Genomic DNA, 18,090 nt, shown 5'->3' on the forward strand with positions numbered 1-18,090 from the left:
TCGGAGCCGGGCCGCCTGGGCGTCGGAGCCGGGCCGTTTGGAGGCCGCGCTTGGAGACCGCCTGGGGGCCGCCTCGGGGCGGGCTGGGAGTCAGGTCGCGGCGACGATGCGGCCCTGCACCACGCGTCCCAGCCCGTCGAGCGCGACAAGGGCGGCGACCAGTTCCTGGGCCGATGCCGAGCCGCCGGCCCAGCTCACGGTCACGTAGTGACCCATGGCGCGGGCCTGCGCGCGGCTGCCGGCGGCGTCGAACAGGATGCTCTGCCGTACGAAGCCCTCCTTGCCCAGCGCCGACACCAACGCGTCGGCCGCGCGCCCGTCGTTCAGGTTGAAGATGACGAACTGGCCCGCGATCGCGTTCCCCTTGTATGTGGCCTGCAGCGCCTGCGTGCAGCCCATCGCGGAGGCGCCCCAGAGGACCTCGTCGCAGTCGGTGAATTCCCGCGTGGAATCCCTGCGCATGGCGCCCAGGGTCTGGGTGGCGGCGGTGAAGACCTCTTGCATGGTCAGCGGGGCGGCGTCGTTCTGGCGGGTGTCGATGGCCTGGTAGAACGCTGAGGTGGGCTCGCCGTGAAAGGCGCCAGGCCGCGGATCGTCACGACGCAACCACAGCCAGCCGGCCACGGCGATGATCACCACGTTGGCTATCACGACGGAGATGACGACACGTCGGGACATCAGCCGGCCGCTCCCCTGCTGCAGACGACATTACGAACCATCAAAGCCCCTTCCGCACCCCGGACGACGCCGGCACCCGGATTCCCGGGAGACGGGCCCGCTGCACGCGGGCCGCTCGGCTGGGCGCCGGGAGAGCATCGGCTGGACGTCGGAAGAGTCGGCTGGGCGAACATCAGGAGGGCGGCCCCGCGATGGCGACGACTCGGCGGTAAACGGCCTTCTCCGCCCCGCGCAGTGCCAGCGTGAGTGAGACGTAGTCGTCTTTGGAACCCGGCTCGGCGCCGTCGACCCTGCCCAGCCAGACCAGGCCGACGTAGTGGCCCAGGGCGTAGCCGCCCGCCTCGGAATAGCCCCCCGCGGGGAAGGCGACCTTGGACGAGGCCAGGGGACGCGCCCACCCGCCTCGGTAAAGCGTCTTCAATGACTCGACCAACTCCGAGGCCGACTGGCCGTCTTTGAGATTGAGTAGCGTGTACTGGCCGATGTAACGGCCGTCGGAGCTGGCATAGAGGCCCCGGGCGGCCTGGGTGCATCCGGCCTCCGACACCTGTTCGAGGAGGCTCCCACCCCAGAGCGCGGCCGAGCAGCCGGTGTCGAGTTGCTTGGCGACCAGCTTGAGCTTGAGCCTCTTGGAGACCGCGAGCTCCTTCTGGCCGAACACCTCTTTCTCGGTGAGCGGCTGGCTGTCCTTGGTCCTGTCGACGACGGGATCGAACAGCTTGGGCGAGTTCCACCCGCGGAACACCTGCGGCAGCGCCGTGTCGGGGCCGAGCACGGCGGCGCCGGCCTGTCGCTCCGGCGAGTAGGTGCCGAGCGAGACCATGGCAGCGACCAGGCCGGCCGCGCCCGCCAGCACTCCGGCGACGGTGGCGATGATGACCAGCAGCCGCTGCTTCTCCGGGCGCATGCCCCAGTCGGTGAGCAGCGGGAATTGCCAGTCAGAGCGCTGGTAACGGCGCCGCTTGCGAAGTGCGGCCGCCACCCGGCCACCCTCACCGGCACCGCCCGCCGGCCCGCTGCTCTCATGAGCGGCACCCGATCCGCTGCCCGCATCGGCGGCCGCAGCCCGGTTGCCGGGATCGGTACCGCCCGCCGACCGTCTGCGCCCGCCCGCGGCCCGGCTACCGGCCTCAGCATCGGTTACCCGCCTGCCGTCGGCGGCCGCCGGACCATCGACATCGGGACGGATTGGCGGCCACGTGCCGCCGGCGTCGGCCGCAAGCCAGCCGTCGCCATCCGCGCCTTCCGGCGACCCGCCCGCGCTACCGGAGCCCACCGATGATCGGCTGCCGGCCCGCCTGCCTTCTGACGAGCGGCCACGACCACGGGCGCGCGCCGACCGACCCGCAGCACCCCTGCCCGCAGCCGACCGACCATCTTCATCTGCGCCGCCCGCCGGCTGCTGGCCGTGCTCCCCCGCATCGTCCGCCAACCGGCCGTGCCCGCCAGCACCACCTGCCAGCCCGCCGTGGTCACCCGAGCCACCTGCCAACCGGCCGTGCCCGCCAGCACCACCTGCCAACCGGCCGCGCTCGCCCGCGCCGCCTGCCGACCAGGCTTCGCCGCGCTGGCCAGGCGCCGATCGGGCGTCGCTTTGCGGTCCGCCCGCCGACCACCCGCCACCTGCCGCAGGGGCGCCATGCGCACCCGCCGCCGGCCAACCGCCGCTGACGGATTCGGCACCGTTCATCCGTGCCCGGCCGCCACCGTCCACGGGACCGCCGCCGATGGGTCCGCTGCCCGCGGGGCCACCAGCCATGGGCCCAGCGCCCAGGGGGCCGCCAGGCGCAGCACTGCCACCAGGCAGACCACCGGGCACAGCACCGCCACCAGGCAGACCACCGGGCACAGCACCGCCGCCTAGGCCACCAGGCACAGGGCCACTGCCAACTGGGCCGCCGCCGAACGTGCCATCCCCCACGGGACCGCCACCGAAGGGGCCGCCACTCTCAGAGCGACCGTCCACGCCCGCCCCCGGGCGGCCGCCATCTGTGCCTGGTGCCGGGCGGCCGCTGTGCGGGCGGGAGCCGGCTCGTCTGCGGGCCATCACAGCGCCGCCGCCCCGATGAGGTCGCCGACGCCGAACGTGGCCGTGGCGGCCACCGCGCCGACCACGAGCCGGCGCAGCCCGGAATACCACCGGCTACGCCCCGTCACGGCAGAGACGATCGCCCCCGTCGCGAACAACGCCACGCACGACATCACCAGCCCCCCGGCCCTCAATATGTACGGCAACACCGCCCCCTCCGCGAACGGCAGGAACGACGAGACCGCGGCCGGCATCGGCGACGGCAGCTCACCGGGGCCGGCGCCCAGCTCGTTGCGTGAGTGGACCTCCAGCGCCCGGTCCGGGTCCTGGGAGATCTGCCTGGCCGCCTCATGGGCCAGCGCCGGCTCCACGCCCTTGTCGACGAAGGTCTGAGCCGGCTCGGCGCGCTCGTCCTCCGGGTGGTGGGCGAGCTCGCGCCGCTCGACGGCGAGCTCGGCCTGGGCCAGCTCGCGCTGGCTGGCCACGGAGACGTATTCGCCGCCTGCCATGGACAGGGCGCCGGCGGCCGGGCCGGCGACGCCGCCGAGGGCGATGACCTTGGTGTTGGCGGTGCCGCCCGCGATGAGCGCGAAGTTCGACACCGGTCCGTCCATCGCGCCGAACACCGAGGGCCGCGACCAGCCTCCGGTGACGTCGCGATGCTCGTGGTGTCTCTCCGCGCGATCGCTCATCGCGAGTTCTTCTCCTTCGTCACGGCTTCGGCATCGCCACCTTCGACGCGAACGTCGTCGTCGCCCACCGGGCTGTCATCGGTGGCATCGCTCTCGGTGCCGTCGGTCCTGCCGTCCTCCGCTTCGGAGCTTCCGGCCTCGGAGCCGTCGGCCTTGGGAGCCCCGGCCTCGCCGCCACGGCCGGGCGCGTCGCCCTCTTCGGCGTCGGCGCCGTCCTCAGCGCGCCCGGCCGCCGCCGTGACGTCCTTCCCAGCTGCCTCACCAAGCTCGTCGGCCGCCGAAGAAGCGGTCTCCCCAGCCTCCCCCGTCGCTGCCTTCACGGCCGTGTCGGCGTCCTCCGGCGAATCGGTGTCCGCCTGGTCGGCCGGGTGCGCCGGATCGGCGGCGGAAGCCGGAACCACGATCTCCACTCCGTCCTTGTTCCTGGTCACCCAGAGGTAGACCAGCGCCCCCACGAACAGCACGATCGACGTCCACTGGTTGATCCGCATCCCGAGGAAGGTGACCGCGTAGTCCACCCCGCCGACCGGGTCGATGCGCAGCCCCTCGATCCAGAAGCGGCCGAGGGTGTAGCCGGCGACGTAGAGGGCGAACAGCCGCCCGTGGTGCAGCGCGAAGCGCCGGCCGGCGAAGATCAGCACGAAGCCGAGCGCCACGTCCCAGATCGACTCGTACAGGAAAGTCGGGTGGTAGAGGACGCCGGGCTCGCCGCCGTGGAGGGCGTCGATCTCCAGGCCCCACGGCAGCGTGGTCGGCGACCCGTACAGCTCCTGGTTGAACCAGTTGCCCCAGCGGCCGATGGCCTGGGCGAAGGCGATGCCGGGCGCGACCGTGTCGGCGATGGCGCCCATGGACAGGCCGCGCCTGCGCGCGGCCAGCCAGACGCCGACGCCGCCGAGCGCGATCGCGCCCCAGATGCCGAGGCCGCCTTCCCAGATGTAGAGCGCCTTGTAGGCGGGCTTGATCGCGCGGCTGCCGAAATAGGTCTGCCAGTCGGTGATGACGTGGTAGAGGCGGCCGCCGATCAAGCCGAAGATGACCGCGGGGACCGCGATATCGATGATCGTCCCCTTCTGGCCACCGCGAGCGACCCAGCGGCGCTCGCTCAGCCAGACGGCAACGATGACGCCGAGCACGATGCAGAGCGCATAAGCCCGGATCGGGATGATTCCGAGATACCAGACCCCCTGGGAAGGGCTGGGAATCGAGGCAAGGGGCATGTCAGGTGAGGGTAGCGGAAGCGAGACTACTTAGCCGCCTCCGTAACCGCATCGCGCAGTTCCTGAGGGCTGAAGATTACCTGATTGTCTATTTCTGTGCCGTTCAGCTTCACCGTCGGCGTCTGGGTCAGCTTCTGCTCGTCGCCGATCTTCTTGCTGTACGCGAGCTGCGCCTGGGCGTTCTTCTCCGTGGTGACGCACTGCTCGAAGCCGGGTGCGGTCACGCCGGCCTCCTTGCCCCATTGCACGAGCTCGGCGGGTTTGAAGCCCTCGACGGTCTCGGCGGGCTGCTTGGCGTAGAGCAGGTCATGGAAGGTCATCCACTGCTTGCCGTCCGCGACGCACCGGGCGGCGCTGCCCGCGCGTACGGAGTTGGACTTGGTCGGCTCCTGCGAGAAGATCGTGATGGGATGGTAGACGATCTTGGCCTTGCCCTCGGCGGCGAGGTTCTTGAACGTCTGCCCGCTGATCCGCTCGAACTCCTTGCAGGCCGGGCACTGGAAGTCCTCGTAAATGTCGACCACGGGCTTGGTGACGCCCGCCTGGGCCATCACGACGCTGCCGTCGGACTGCACGGTGATCGGCGCGACCGCGCCCGCGGCCTCTTCGGAGCGGTAGGTGCTGGCGGTGTACCACCAGCCGAGCCCGACCGCGGCCACCGCGACCACGCCGGCGGTCACGTAGGTCACCAGGCGCTTGCGCTTGTCGCGGGCGCGGGCGGCGGCCTGCTGCTCCCTGATCTTGTCGCGCGCCGACGTCGTCTTCGTGCGCTCACCCTTGCTCATCGCTCGTTCTCCTCGTTGTCACCAGTGTCTCCCCCCAGGCCGAGGGGCCCGTCGAGCGCGAAGCGGCCCGGCGGGAAACGCACGGTCCAGGCGCCGAGCAGCACGAGGCCGAAGTCCCGCAGGATGTCGAGCAGGTAGGTCGGCTCCTGTCCCGTCCCCAGCTGGCCGCCGCCGCCGAAACAGCCGCAGTCGATCCGCAGGCCGTTCGCCCAGGCCCAGGCGATGCCGAACACGAAGGCGAACATGAGCAGCCCCGCGATGACGGCGGCCACTCTGGTCAGCAGACCGACGACCAGCAGCAGGCCGACCACGATCTCCAGGATCGGCAGGGTGTAGCCCACCGGGACGGCGATCGGCTCGGGCAGCAGCTGGTAAGCCTTGACCGCCACCACGGAGTCCACCGGGTTGCCGATCTTCAGCGCGCCCGCTGCGATCAGCACCCCGCCCAGAAGCAGCCGGGCACCGGTCGTCACCCAGGGTATCGCTACACTGGCTCTGCGTGACGGTTGTGACGCGGTCACAGGTCATCTCCTCTGTCTTTGTGCCGGTAGCGCACAGTACCGGGATCTCATCTGATCACGCCCGGGATAAGCGTCAGCTAAACAAGATTTCCGGCCCACGACCTGGGCGTTTATCCCAATTGCCGGGACGTGCTCTCCGGCCTCGGACGTCGCCGCACGCCCGCGCATGACGGCGACACCGCCGGCCGGAAGCGCATCGCGGGCCCGCGGCTCAGCCGCAGATGAACCGGGCCTCGCCCCAGTCGGCGTGGTCGTTGCCGATGCCGTCCCCGCCGTCGTCGGCCACGAGGTCCACGTACCGGGCGCCGGTCAGGTCGGCACGCAGCTCGTACGCCTCGTCGGTGGCCCGCAGCACCGGGCTGCGCGCCCGCTCCACGCCGTCGGCCAGCACCCCGAACCGTACCGACCCGCGCGTGGCCTGCGAGTCGTCCACTCCGGTGAACGCGCTGAAGGCCGTGCACCGCCCGCCCAGATAGAACCGCACCTTGGCGGGCGCGTGCGTCCCGAGGCCCTTGGCGAAGGTGCGCCCGCCGATGACGATCGGCCCGCCGTCGGCCTCGCCGAGGTCGCCGTTGGACCGGTCACGCTCGACGGGTCCCCAGCCGTTGTCGGCGCTGACCCATTCCAGGTCGCCGGCGTAGGCGTCGGCCTCGGGCGGGGGCGGCAGCGTCCGCACCCGCGCCGAGGCGGTCAGCGTCCTGGCCGCGCCGCCGGCGGTGTAGGTGACGGTGGCCTTGAGCTCGTAGGACGCGTAAGGGGCGGCGGCGGGCGGGGTGACCTTCCAGGCGGTGGTGAGCTTGCCGCCGGGCTCGACGGCGCCGATCCCGTCGCCGTCGGCCGCCCACCCCTCCGGTACGTCCAGCGCCACCCGTACGTCCTGCGCCGTCACGTCCTCCAGATTCGTGAACGTGGTGGTGACGTCGTTGGCCGCCCCCTGCTCGAACACCGGCGAGCCGGGCGCCACCTCCAGCGACCCGCACGCCTGCGTGTCCTGCGCGGGACCGAGGTCGGTGACGGAGAAGTCGTCGAGGATGAAATCGGCTCCGGCCTGCTCGGGTTTCAGCGAGCGCAGCCCGACCCACACGTCGCCGCAAGCGCCGGCCACCCGCTCGGTGAAGGTGGCCGTGGCCCGCCGCTCGGGGATCGGCGTGCGCCGGGTCTCGACGCTGACGCCGCCCTTGTCGTAGCCGGTGACCCACTCGTAGGTGCCGGCCAGCGCGTTCTGGTAGCTGAACGACACCTCGTAGGCGCGCCCGGGCTCGAAGCGCGCGGTCCACGGCAGCGTGCGGTAGATCAGCCCCTGCCGCTCCTCGTGGGCTTTGAGCGACCAGTCGCCGTTGAGCACGTCGTCGACCGTCTTTCCGTTCCATCCGGCCTGCGTGTACGGCTCGTGGCGCTGCGACAGGTGCGTACGCGCGTCGAACGAGCCGCCCGCGTCCCCCTTCACGAACGGCCCCCACCCGGGCTCGGCCGACTCGAACGTCTCCACCGGGTCCGGCGGCTGCCGCCGGAACACCCGTACATCGTCCACTCGCACGTCCCCGGGCGCGGCGGCGGCCGTGATCCGCAGCGTCACGGACTCGCCCGGCGCCGTGAACGTCACCTTGACCCGCTGGAAGTAGGTGTCGTGCTTCTCGTCGGAGGCGATGTAGTTCTTGGCCGTGGACCGGTGGATCGTCACCGCCGCGCCCCCGGCCTCCAGCGTGGTCGCACGCGTCTTGCCGGGCTCGACCTCGACGAAGGCCGAGGCGGTGTACGTGCGGCCGCGCTCAAGGCCCGTCAGCCGCTGTTCCAGCCGCGCCTGCGCCCCGCCGCCGAGCAGCGCCACCCTGTGGCCCAGGTCGTTCCGCTCGACGCGTACGGGCCCCGTGACGCGCCAGCCGTCGAGCCGGTCGCCGTTGAAGCCGGGGTCCCGCACGCCGCTCCCCTGCCCCCACGCGGGATCGGGCTGCGTGGGCGCCTTGCCCGGGTAGAGCACGTACGGCACGCCCGCCTCCGCCCGCAGCGTGATCTTCCCGCCGGCCGGCAGGACCGTGCCCGCGGGCACCCGGCCCTGGTCGGTGAGCTTGTACACGGTGAGCGGCCGGTCTTCCTCCCAGGTGGTGACGCCGCCCGCCGGGTTGTAGTGGTAGAGCCTGCCCTGCCACGGCAGCAGGTACGTCGCCCCGTCGAGCACCTTGCGCCCGCCGGCGTACCACTCGCGCTTGCCGTTCCGGTACGTGCCGCGCACGCCGCCGGTGAAGACGATCTCGTCGGCGCCCCAGTCCATGATCTTGTAGTGCTGCAGGAACTTGGCCGGCAGGTTGTACTCCCAGATGTTGCGGTAGAACGCGGTGAAGTCGTTCTCGGCCGTCCAGCCCTCGAACTCGACGATGCGGGCGTTGCCGAGGATCGGATGCGCGTTCCAGACGTCCTTCTCGTGGTTGCGGATGAATCTGATGATCTGCGAGTTCAGGCCCTTGTTGGTGACGCCGCCGTAGTTGAGGTCGTTGGCCCAGTGCGCCCACAGCGACGCGCGTTCCAGCTTGTCCGACCATTCCGTGGTCACCTGCCAGCCCTGCTCGCGCAGCTCGGCCAGCGTGCGGTCGGCGACCCAGCCGAACGGTCTGAACACGTCCACGTACAGCACCGCGAGATTCCTGTCGGCCTCCTCCCGCAGTTGCCTGAACCTCCTGGCGAGCGTCCCCCTGGTCAGATCGCCGCGCTGGTCGATCAGGTATGCCTGGTCGAGCCAGTTCCAGCCCTCGGCGTCCTTGTCGACCAGTTCCTCGCTGAAGGCGCGCGCCTCCGGGTAGGACTCGGTGGCGTTGACGTGCACGCCGAACGTGGCGTTCCAGCCCTTGCCGGCCTTGAGCAACGTGTTCAGGTCGGGCAAACCGCCCGCGCGGCGGTTGTAGTTGCCGCCGTAGTCGGGGTGCGCCGCGTCGTGGCCCTCGGACTGGTAGCCCTTGAGCAGCGCGAGCTGGCCGAGCCCGGCGGTGGCCAGCGAGATGCGCTTGACGTCGTCGAGCGTGCGTAAGAACGGGTGCGTGGCCTGGCTGGAGAAGTTGAACGGGATGTGCACGACCACGCGGTTCCTGGTCTGCTCGGCGCCGAGCGCTTTGACGCCGATGTCGCGGAACGCGACCGCGCCGTCCTGCCAGTCCAGCGTCCGGTCGCCGTTGGCGTCGGGGGTCACCACGACCTTGGCCCAGGGCGGCTCCTCGGTGAACGGCGAGCCGGCCGCCCGGTGCGTCCACTGGCCGCTCCACACGCCCACCGTGACCGTCCCGCCGGCGTCCTTCCTGGCCTGGTGCCAGAACCTGGCGGCGTCCCGGTCGGTGACACCCGAGGGGCGGTCGTAGGTGGAGTTCGACTCGATCGCCGCGGCCAGCCGGTCGGTGTTCACGATCGCGTACGTCGCGCCGACCGGGGCGGCGTCGGCCGCCGTGTCGGGGGTGACCTGGGCGAACACGTCCGCGGTGCGGGTCGAGTTGGGGTCGAGCCTGGTGAACGCGGTCGCCGCGCCCGGCTGCGCGCTCGAGACGGACACCAGGTCGTGTCCCGGCAGGTCGATCGTGCCGACGCGGAAGGCCTCGGTGTCGGCCACCGAGTCGATCGCGAACGTCGTCACCCTGCCCTTCACCCCGATGCTCGCCTCCAGCGCGACGCCGGGCTGGTCGGCGAAGGTCAGCCGGTAGCGGGCGGTGGCGCCGTCGTTCCCGGTCAGCGTCACGGTGGCGGCATGCGGCCGGCCGTTCAGGACGACGGCCGGCACGCCGGCGCTGCCGCCGAGCCAGGCGCCGCTCGCCCGGTCCGTGTAGCGCAGGACGCGCGGGAAGCCCGGATCCAGATCCACGCTCAGCGCCTGCGACGAGATCGTGATCGGCTCGGCCACCCGCGCCGGTCTGGGCGGCAGGTTCTGCGCGGTGGGGCTCGGCGGGGGCGCGCCGGTCGGCGACGGCTGCGGTGACGGCAGCTCGTACGTCGGCGTGGGAGCCGGCGAATCCTGCTGTGCCGGCGCGAGGGATGGCGGCGGATCGTGCTGTGCCGGCGCGAGGGATGGCGGCGCGGCGGACGGTGGTTCGGGGGTGGCGCGTGCCGGAGCGGCCATGGCCGTGGCCGCGAGTGCGAGGGCTGCTGCGAGAATGACGGGACTTTGACGCATCGGTGTCCTTCCCGGGTCATGCGTCACACCGCTCGGGAACCCCGATCATCACCCGGCGAGGGAGGCCACGCCAGGGACTTACGCGCCAGATCTTCTCACTTGTCCAAAAATTTCGTCACACCATCTGACATAAATGGTAAAGCGCGGCTCCCCTTCGTCAGAAGAACCGCGCTCGGCAGGTCGCCCGGTCAGCGGCGGACGCTCTGGGCCATCTCGCCGGCGAGGGCGGCGATGGACGCCCGGCCCGCGGCCTCGTCCGGCGCGTCCAGGAGGCGCCGGATGAACGCCGACCCCACGATGACGCCGTCGGCGTAGGCGGCCACCTCGGCCGCCTGCGCGCCCGTGCCGACGCCCAGGCCCACGCACACCGGCAGGTCCGTGTGCGGGCGCGTCCGCTCGACCAGGCCCTCGGCCGCGCTGTTCACGCTCTCCCTGGCGCCCGTGACGCCCATGAGCGAGGCCGCGTAGACGAAGCCGGTGCAGCAGTCGACCACGGCCTTGATGCGCTCCTCCGTCGAGCTGGGCGCCACCAGGAACACCGTGTCGATGCCGGCGGCCGCCGACGCCGCGCGCCACGGCTCGGACTCCTCGGGCGTCAGGTCGGGCGTGATCGTGCCCACGCCGCCCGCGTTGGCCAGGTCGCGGGCGAACCGCTCGGCGCCGTATTTGTCGATCGGGTTCCAGTAGGTCATGACGAGCGTTGCCGCGCCGGTGGCGGCCACTCCCTCGACCGTGCGCATCACGTCGGCGATGCGCGTGCCGTTGAGCAGCGACCGGTGCACCGCGTCCTGGATCGTCGGCCCGTCCATGAGCGGGTCGGAGTAAGGCAGGCCGATCTCGATGACGTCGCAGCCGGCCTCCACCAGGGCCGCGGCGGCGGCGATCCCGCCGTCCTTGGAGGGGAAGCCCGCGGGCAGGTAGCCGACGAGCGCGGCCCGGTTGTCCGCCTTCGCCTTGGCGAAAACCGTCTGAAGAGTCGTCATGTCTGTCCGTTTCGAAGGTCGAGTCTCACCATGATGCCCTGCCGGTCGCGCCGCCCGAAAATCCCCGCACCGGTGCGGCGGGGCAGCTGCGCGGCTCGGCCCGGAGACCTCCAGCGTGACCTGGCCCGGGGGCCTCGGTGGACCGCCGTGCCGGCGGAGGTCACGCCGTCATGGCAGCAGCGAGCTCGGCTGGAAGCTCACAGGTTGAAGTACTTCATGGCCGTGCCCATGTCCTTGTCTCCGCGCCCGGAGAGGTTGACCAGGATGGTCGCCTCGGGGCCGAGCTCGCGGCCCAGCTCCAGCGCGCCCGCCAGGGCGTGGGAGGACTCGATGGCCGGGATGATGCCCTCGGTCCTGGCCAGCAGCGAGAACGCGGCCATCGCCTGGTCGTCGGTGATGCCGTGGTAGACGGCGCGGCCGGAGTCCTTGAGCCAGGCGTGCTCCGGGCCGACGCCCGGGTAGTCGAGGCCGGCCGAGATCGAGTGGGACTCGATGGTCTGGCCCTCGTCGTCCTGCAGCACGTAGGTGCGCGAGCCGTGCAGCACGCCGACCGAGCCCGCGGTGAGCGTGAGCGCGTGCTCGCCGCTCTCCAGGCCGCGCCCGGCGGCCTCGTAGCCGTGCAGCTGAACGCCCTCGTCGCCGATGAAGGCGTGGAAGACGCCGATCGCGTTGCTGCCGCCGCCGACCGCCGCGCACACCGCGTCGGGCAGCTTGCCGGTCAGCTCCAGCATCTGGCGGCGGGCCTCCACGCCGATGATGCGGGCGAAGTCGCGCACGATCTCCGGGAACGGGTGCGGCCCGGCCACGGTGCCGAACAGGTAGTGCGTGCTGTCGACGTTGGTCACCCAGTCGCGGAACGCCTCGTTGATGGCGTCCTTCAGCGTCTGCGAGCCGTTGGTCACCGGCACGACCGTGGCGCCGAGCAGCTTCATCCTGGCCACGTTGAGCGCCTGGCGCTCGCAGTCGACCGCGCCCATGTAGATGACGCACTCCAGGCCGAGCAGGGCCGCCGCGGTGGCCGTGGCCACGCCGTGCTGGCCCGCGCCGGTCTCGGCGATCACGCGCTTCTTGCCCAGCCGCTTGGTCAGCAGCGCCTGGCCCAGCACGTTGTTGATCTTGTGGGCGCCGGTGTGCGTGAGGTCCTCGCGCTTGAGGATGATCCGCGCCCCGCCGGCCTGCTCGCTGAAGCGCCGCACGTCGGTCAGCGTGGTGGGCCGGCCCGCGTACGTCCGCAACAGGTGGTCGAACTCGCGCAGGAACTGCGCGTCGTTCTTGGCCTTCTCGTAGACCGCGGCGACCTCGTCAAGCGCCGGGATGAGCGCCTCGGGCACGAAGCGGCCACCGAAGATGCCGAACTTTCCGTGCACGTCCGGGTCGTCCCCATGGGCGCCGTTGCCCGCCAGGTCGGCGGCGGTCAGGATGGAGCCTTCGTATGCCACTGCTATCCCTCTGCTGAGTGGTCGGGGCGCGTCGACGGGTGGGCGCCGGCCGTCACCAGCGCCTCCACTGCCTTGCGCGGATCCTTGCCGGTGACCAGGCTCTCCCCCACCAGGACGGCGTCGGCGCCGGCCCTGGCGTAGGCGAGCAGGTCGTGCGGGCCGCGCACGCCCGACTCGGCGATCTTGATCACGTTATCGGGGATCTTCGGCGCCAGCTTCGCGAAGACCTCGCGGTCGACCTCGAGCGTCTTGAGGTTGCGCGCGTTGACCCCGACGACCCGGGCACCGGCGGCGACGGCCCGGTCGAGCTCCTCTTCGGTGTGCACCTCGACCAGCGGGGTGAGCCCGATGGACTCGGCCCGCTCGATCAGCGACACCAGCGCCTCCTGCTCCAGGCAGACGACCATCAGCAGGGCCAGGTCGGCGCCGTGGGCCCTCGCCTCCCACAGCTGGTAGGAGGTCAGGATGAAGTCCTTGCGCAGGATCGGGATGTCCACCCGGGCGCGGACCGCGGCCAGGTCGTCGAGGCTGCCACCGAACTTGCGCCGCTCGGTCAGCACGCTGATGACGTGCGCGCCGCCGTCCTCGTAGTCGGCCGCCAGCGCGGCGGGGTCGGCGATCGCGGCCAGCGCGCCCTTGGACGGGCTCGATCGCTTGACCTCGGCGATCACCGAGATTCTGTCACCCCCGAGCGCGGCCATCGCGTCCCTGGACGGCTGTGCCCGCTCGGCCCGCTCCTTGAGCTCGTCAATGGACACGACCTGCTGACGTGTCGCGAGGTCGGCGCGCACCCCGTCGAGGATGTCGTCGAGGACACTCGGCCCTTCCGTCCGCTCACTCACGCGCTTGGGGTCCCTCCGGTCGACTGTGGGGGTGGCTGAGCGTCCGTGTCCGCTCTCCGCCTTGTCCTGCGATGGTATCGGCCTCGGTGGGCTCGCCTCACCACAGGCCCCGCATTAGGGGGCGAGAAACGCCCCGAAGGGCAGGTTACGGACGACCCAGTACACCATGATGACCGCGATGAACGCCCACAGCCACGCCGGATGGGCCAGTGACGTGCGCCTTGGCCTGCCCTGCCAGGCGCGGACGACCCACCTGCCCCACCAGAACACCAGGAACGGGATCATCACCACGGCGAGCGGGTTGAGCCCGAGCGCCGCGACCGGGTCGAGGTGCGCCAGCGCGTGGATGGTGCGAAGCGTGCCGCAACCCGGGCAGTAGAGGCCGGTGAGCCACAGGAAGGGGCAGGTCGGGTAGTGGCCGGGCTCGTTGGGGTCCACCGAGCCGACGAACGCGAACACCGCCCCCGTCGCGGCCGCAACACCGAGCGGCGCGAGCAGGCCCTTGAGGCGTTCCGTGCCGCGCTGCTCGGTTGTTGCGATGCCCATGCTCCCAGTATCCGTCTTCCGTACGTCGCGCCGGATCAGTACGAGGAGTACGTGGCGGACATGCTCGCGGCGAAGATGACGAAGATCAGCACGTAGGCGATGACGATCAGGCCCCACATGATGCCGCCGAAGATCAGGCTGCGCTTCCACCACGTCTTGGCCTCCTCGGAGGCCTGCATCGCGCCCTGGAAGTCGCCGATCTGCCACTTCTGGTTCACCTGCGACGACTTGACGATCGACACGATGCCGAACGGCAGGCAGCAGAACAGGGTGGTGAGGATGGCCGCGACCAGATGGTTGTCCGGCGGCTGCTGCCCAGGGGCGCCGTAGCCGCCGCCCGGGGGCGGCCCGTAGCCGCCGCCACTCGGCGGCTGCTGGCCGTAACCGCCGCCGCTCGGGGGCTGCTGCCCGTAGCCACCACCGTAGCCGCCGCCACTCGGCGGCTGCTGGCCGTAGCCACCGCCGCTCGGGGGCTGCTGCCCATAGCCGCCACCACCGCTGGGGGGCTGCTGGCCGTAGCCGCCGCCGGGCGGCTGGGCGCCGTAGCCGCCGTCGCCCTGGTTACCGTAACTCATGCTTAGGGACCTCTCATGTCGTTCGTCAGCTTTGTGGCGAGTGCGCGGCAGCCTAGCGAGAATGCCCCTGGGACGCGGAATAAAGTCCGCTTTGCGGACAATTCGTAATCGGACTGCAAGCGGGTCGTCACGGCACGGCTACGCCCGGGAAAGGTTAGCAGCGGATCACTCGTACGTCGCGGCCGAGGCGGCGGCTTACTCGTAGGTCGCGGTCGAGGCGGCGGCGCCGAGCCCGATGATGGAAAGAATCAGGCTGCCGAACCAGAGCCAGAGGATCGCGCCGATCGCCACCATGATGTAGGACGTCACCAGACCCGCCACCGCCATCCCCTGCCCCTCCTCGGCCGTGCGCTTGATCCGGCTGAGGGACAGGTGCCCGACGATCACCCCGGGGATGCTGGTCAGGCCGCACGTGATCAGGCCGACGATGCCGAGGATCAGCGCGGCCACCGCCATGCCGTTGATCGGCCTGGGCTGCGGGGGCGGTCCGTACTGGGCGTAGCCGCCCGGCTGGCTGAACCCGGCGCTCGGCGGTAACTGACCGTAGCCGAGCGGCGTTTGCGGATAGCTGGGCGGCTGCTGGCCGTAGCCGGGCTGCGGACCATAGCCGCCGTAACTTGGCGGCTGCTGGCCATAGCCGCCGTGGCTTGGCGGCTGCTGACCGTAGCCCCCGCCAGACGGCTGCGCACCGTAACCGCCGTTGCCGCCCTGATCTCCGTAGCTCATGCGCCTGGCTCCTCGTCGTCATGGAGGGTTGCGATGGCAGCTTATTGAGGAAACGCCTACCGAGCAGGCAGAGGTTCAGCAGAGCGGAGAATTCCTGACCGCCTCGTGTCAGCGGGAGTCCGTGGGGTCCTCGCCGCGGTCGAGCGCGTCCCACAGCGCCTTGTCGCCGTCGGCCCGTTCGGCGGCGCTCTTGCCCTCGCCCCGCTCGTACCGCGCGGACATGCCCGCCCACGTGCCGCCGCGCACGATCGCGACGGCTCCCCCGGCGATCACCAGGGCCGCGCCCACGCCTGCCACGGCGGGCCAGAGCGATATGAGCTCCCAGGACAGACCGGCGGCGCCGTGCAGGGCGTTGCGCTCGGCCAGCCAGCCGGTCACGGTGGCGGCGTCCAGGGCCGCCCAGGTGCCCGCCGCCGCGCCGGCCCCGCACAGGGCGAGCAGCACGCCGACGACGCGGCGCCCGGCGCCCTTGGTGGCCAGCACGGCGACCACGCCCGCCAGCCCGGCCAGCGCGAGGGGCGTCAGCACGGGGCTGAGCTCACCGCCGGTGGGTGCCTGCGCCCCGGCCTGCGCGACCCGCACCCAGGCCCGGCCTGCGGCCAGCAGCACGAGGGCGCAGCCCAGGACGGTCAGCGCCACCCAGCCCCACAGCTCTCCGCGCGCCGCGGCGGGCCTGGCGGTGTCGGTCGAGCCCATCTAACCGAGCACGATCTCGAGCGGATCGGCGTCGAAGCAGGTCCGGTCACCCGTGTGGCACGCGGCGCCCACCTGGTCGACCTTGAGCAGGACGGTGTCGCCGTCGCAGTCGAGCGCCACCGCCTTGACGTGCTGGACGTGGCCGGAGGTGCCGCCCTTGACCCAGAACTCGCCGCGGCTGCGCGACCAGTAGGTGGCCCGGCCGGTGGTGAGCGTCCGATGCAGCGCCTCGTCGTTCATCCAGGCCAGCATGAGCACCTCGCCGGTGTCGTACTGCTGGGCGATCGCGGGGACGAGACCGTCGGGATTGCGCTTCAACCGTGCGGCGATCTTGGGGTCAAGGGACATGACTCCATTCAACCAGCCGGCCACCGCGGCCCCGCCACCGACGGCGCGCCGGTCCTGGCCGGGGCGTCAGGCCAGGGCCTGGGAGAGCGTGTCGTAGATGCGGAACAGAGGCGCCAGGTTGGTCCTGCGCAGCCGCCGCAGCACCTGGCCGTCCGGCGCCACCAGGGCCATCGTGCCGTCCCTTTCGCGCAAGGTCGCGAGCTGGCGCACCAGGACGCCGAGCCCCGTCGTGTCGATGAACGTCAGCGCGGTCAGGTCGACCACCAGCCGGGGGCCGTGGGTCTCCACCGCCTCGTCGAGGCACTGCCGCATCTGGGAGGCGTTGTCCACGTCCACCTCGCCCGCCAGGCTGACCACCACGTGCTCACCATGCCGCCGTCGCGTCATCCGCAGCACTTCCACGCCCCTGCTCCTCACGACCCCTCCCCCCGCCGGAGGCACGCACCCCGCGCTTTCCCCCCAAAAGCGCGGACGAGACGTTTCGTCACCACGGGGAGCGGACTCCCCGCGAGCGGCCCCGCCGAAAAGGTACACCGGCCAGGGGCGCGTCACGGTGGGTTTTACCGAGAATGCGCAACGTGAGGGCAGGCGACGGAGTATTTTCGGTGGCGACGCGTGCTAGGGAGGACGACCATCGTGGTGCACGTCACGGGCTCCGTTCTCGATCCGGACCTGGGTGACCATATCTGCCTGCCGTTCGAGGGCGAGCGTGAGCGGATGTCGGCCACGAGGACGTTCACCCTGAACGGGCTGCGCCGCCGTACCAAAGTGATGATCATCACGCACGCGGACAGCCCCGCGCGGACGCGTGACTGGCTGGCGCCGCTCGTGCCGGGGTTCGCCGACGCCGAGTCGGCGGGTCAGGTGGAGATCCTGGCCTGCGCCGACACCCACTTCACCGACGGCTGCCTCGATCCGGAGCGGGTGCTCTGCGGGCTGAGCAAGGCCAAGGACCGGGCGCGCAGGCACGGGCAGCACGGCGTGTACGCGCTGATCGACGCCTCCTGGGGCGTGCGGGACGCGCCGGCGCAGGCGGCGTTCGAGGCGGCGGCCAACGAGCTGTTCGGCGAGCGGTGGCTGGCGGCCGTGTGCCAGTACGATCGCCAGCTCTTCCCCCGCGAGGCCATCGACCGGGCCACCGCCGTGCATCCGATCTCGCCCGAGCAGGCGCTGTTGCGCTTCGCCAACCTCTGCTCGCCGGGGCTGCGGGTGTGGGGCGACATCGACCTCACCAACAGGCAGGCGTTCGCGTCGCTGCTGGCGCCGCTGGAGAAGGAGCCGGGCGAGGTCGTGATCGACGCCTCCGAGCTCGGCTTCATCGACGCCGGGTCGGCGCAGCTGCTGACGGCCCTGGCCATGGCCAGGCGGCAGGCGGCCACGGTGGTCGTCTGCGGCGACCGCGTGGCCCGGGTGCTGCGGCTGATCAGGGCCGAGGAGTTCCTCGCCGTTCGCCGGGTGGGCGATGTGTAGGCAGGTGCTCTGCGCGAGCTTCGCGCGGGGGCGCATCACGTTTCTTCGCAGGGCGGTGGCCGAGCACGCCGCCTGCGAGGGGCTGACCGGGCGGCGTCTGGAGGACTTCGTGCTGGCGGTCAACGAGATCACCACGAACGCGGTCGTGCACGGCGGCGGGCACGGGCGGCTGCGGCTGTGGTCGCACGGCGGACGGCTGTGGTGCGAGGTGACCGACGAGGGGCCTGGGCTGCCACCGGGGTGGATGAGCGACATGCGGCCGCCCACCGGGTTCGAGTTCGGCGGGCGGGGGTTGTGGCTGACGCGGCTGCTGTGCGATCACGTCACGATCGTGTCGGGGCCGAAGGGGACGACCGTGACGTTCGCCGCCGTACGCGAGTGAGGCTCATGGGT

General features: G+C 71.5%; 19 protein-coding genes. 3 read left to right on the forward strand and 16 right to left on the reverse strand.

Annotated features, from left to right (window positions below):
- Positions 1 to 90: 90 nt before the first annotated feature.
- Both ACTMTI_RS14845 and ACTMTI_RS14850 read right to left on the reverse strand, forming a co-directional pair.
- Entirely contained in the window at positions 91 to 678 is a 588-nt protein-coding gene (locus tag ACTMTI_RS14845; RefSeq protein ID WP_441120881.1) for a hypothetical protein, read from the reverse strand.
- A gap of 172 nt (positions 679 to 850) precedes the next feature.
- Complete coding sequence (locus tag ACTMTI_RS14850) at positions 851 to 1,660, reverse strand: hypothetical protein (RefSeq protein WP_441120882.1); 810 nt, start codon at positions 1,658 to 1,660, stop codon at positions 851 to 853.
- Between the two features lie 426 nt (positions 1,661 to 2,086).
- Between ACTMTI_RS14850 and ACTMTI_RS14855 the strand changes: the two genes are divergently transcribed.
- The gene (locus ACTMTI_RS14855) at positions 2,087 to 2,542 is read left to right on the forward strand and encodes a hypothetical protein (protein ID WP_441120883.1); all 456 of its coding nucleotides are present in this window, start codon (positions 2,087 to 2,089) and stop codon (positions 2,540 to 2,542) included.
- Positions 2,543 to 2,724: 182 nt separating this feature from the next.
- Here the strand turns inward: ACTMTI_RS14855 and ACTMTI_RS14860 are convergent, their stop codons facing one another.
- The 14 genes from ACTMTI_RS14860 to ACTMTI_RS14925 all read right to left on the reverse strand — a co-directional run bounded on the left by ACTMTI_RS14860 (position 2,725) and on the right by ACTMTI_RS14925 (position 16,629).
- Entirely contained in the window at positions 2,725 to 3,399 is a 675-nt protein-coding gene (locus ACTMTI_RS14860; protein ID WP_441120884.1) for a VIT1/CCC1 transporter family protein, read from the reverse strand.
- Positions 3,396 to 4,619 (reverse strand): prolipoprotein diacylglyceryl transferase, encoded by a 1,224-nt coding sequence (gene lgt / locus ACTMTI_RS14865; RefSeq protein WP_441120885.1) that lies wholly within the window; start codon positions 4,617 to 4,619, stop codon positions 3,396 to 3,398. The genes ACTMTI_RS14860 and lgt overlap by 4 nt, the downstream gene beginning before the upstream one ends.
- A 26-nt stretch (positions 4,620 to 4,645) precedes the next feature.
- On the reverse strand, positions 4,646 to 5,404 hold the full coding sequence (locus ACTMTI_RS14870) for a thioredoxin domain-containing protein (protein WP_441120886.1): 759 nt from the start codon (positions 5,402 to 5,404) through the stop codon (positions 4,646 to 4,648).
- On the reverse strand, positions 5,401 to 5,877 hold the full coding sequence (locus ACTMTI_RS14875) for a MauE/DoxX family redox-associated membrane protein (protein ID WP_441120887.1): 477 nt from the start codon (positions 5,875 to 5,877) through the stop codon (positions 5,401 to 5,403). Before ACTMTI_RS14875 ends, ACTMTI_RS14870 begins: the two co-directional genes overlap by 4 nt.
- A gap of 259 nt (positions 5,878 to 6,136) precedes the next feature.
- Complete coding sequence (locus ACTMTI_RS14880) at positions 6,137 to 10,072, reverse strand: endo-alpha-N-acetylgalactosaminidase family protein (protein WP_441120888.1); 3,936 nt, start codon at positions 10,070 to 10,072, stop codon at positions 6,137 to 6,139.
- A gap of 188 nt (positions 10,073 to 10,260) precedes the next feature.
- Positions 10,261 to 11,055: a tryptophan synthase subunit alpha gene (gene trpA, locus ACTMTI_RS14885; protein WP_441120889.1), complete on the reverse strand. Its 795-nt coding sequence runs from the start codon at positions 11,053 to 11,055 to the stop codon at positions 10,261 to 10,263.
- 197 nt (positions 11,056 to 11,252) lie between these two features.
- Entirely contained in the window at positions 11,253 to 12,458 is a 1,206-nt protein-coding gene (trpB, locus tag ACTMTI_RS14890; RefSeq protein ID WP_441121200.1) for a tryptophan synthase subunit beta, read from the reverse strand.
- Between the two features lie 38 nt (positions 12,459 to 12,496).
- Entirely contained in the window at positions 12,497 to 13,336 is an 840-nt protein-coding gene (gene trpC / locus ACTMTI_RS14895; RefSeq protein ID WP_441120890.1) for an indole-3-glycerol phosphate synthase TrpC, read from the reverse strand.
- Between the two features lie 114 nt (positions 13,337 to 13,450).
- Positions 13,451 to 13,882: a DUF2752 domain-containing protein gene (locus ACTMTI_RS14900; RefSeq protein WP_441120891.1), complete on the reverse strand. Its 432-nt coding sequence runs from the start codon at positions 13,880 to 13,882 to the stop codon at positions 13,451 to 13,453.
- Positions 13,883 to 13,917: 35 nt separating this feature from the next.
- Positions 13,918 to 14,457 (reverse strand): CD225/dispanin family protein, encoded by a 540-nt coding sequence (locus ACTMTI_RS14905; RefSeq protein ID WP_441120892.1) that lies wholly within the window; start codon positions 14,455 to 14,457, stop codon positions 13,918 to 13,920.
- Positions 14,458 to 14,652: 195 nt separating this feature from the next.
- Positions 14,653 to 15,183 carry a DUF4190 domain-containing protein gene (locus ACTMTI_RS14910; RefSeq protein WP_441120893.1) on the reverse strand — a complete coding sequence of 177 codons (531 nt, stop codon included), beginning with the start codon at positions 15,181 to 15,183 and terminating at the stop codon, positions 14,653 to 14,655.
- A gap of 108 nt (positions 15,184 to 15,291) precedes the next feature.
- On the reverse strand, positions 15,292 to 15,879 hold the full coding sequence (locus ACTMTI_RS14915; protein ID WP_441120894.1) for a Trp biosynthesis-associated membrane protein: 588 nt from the start codon (positions 15,877 to 15,879) through the stop codon (positions 15,292 to 15,294).
- Positions 15,880 to 16,227 carry a phosphoribosyl-AMP cyclohydrolase gene (gene hisI, locus ACTMTI_RS14920; protein ID WP_441120895.1) on the reverse strand — a complete coding sequence of 116 codons (348 nt, stop codon included), beginning with the start codon at positions 16,225 to 16,227 and terminating at the stop codon, positions 15,880 to 15,882.
- Between the two features lie 66 nt (positions 16,228 to 16,293).
- The gene (locus ACTMTI_RS14925) at positions 16,294 to 16,629 is read right to left on the reverse strand and encodes an STAS domain-containing protein (RefSeq protein WP_441120896.1); all 336 of its coding nucleotides are present in this window, start codon (positions 16,627 to 16,629) and stop codon (positions 16,294 to 16,296) included.
- 234 nt (positions 16,630 to 16,863) lie between these two features.
- Between ACTMTI_RS14925 and ACTMTI_RS14930 the strand changes: the two genes are divergently transcribed.
- Together ACTMTI_RS14930 and ACTMTI_RS14935 are read left to right on the forward strand one after the other, a co-directional pair.
- Positions 16,864 to 17,697: an MEDS domain-containing protein gene (locus ACTMTI_RS14930; RefSeq protein ID WP_441120897.1), complete on the forward strand. Its 834-nt coding sequence runs from the start codon at positions 16,864 to 16,866 to the stop codon at positions 17,695 to 17,697.
- A complete protein-coding gene (locus ACTMTI_RS14935; protein ID WP_441120898.1) occupies positions 17,690 to 18,079 on the forward strand; it encodes an ATP-binding protein in 390 nt (129 codons plus the stop codon). The genes ACTMTI_RS14930 and ACTMTI_RS14935 overlap by 8 nt, the downstream gene beginning before the upstream one ends.
- Positions 18,080 to 18,090: the final 11 nt, after the last annotated feature.

Origin of the sequence: Nonomuraea sp. H19, from assembly GCF_052068215.1 — a bacterium.
In the GTDB taxonomy this organism is placed as follows: Bacteria; Actinomycetota; Actinomycetes; order Streptosporangiales; family Streptosporangiaceae; genus Nonomuraea.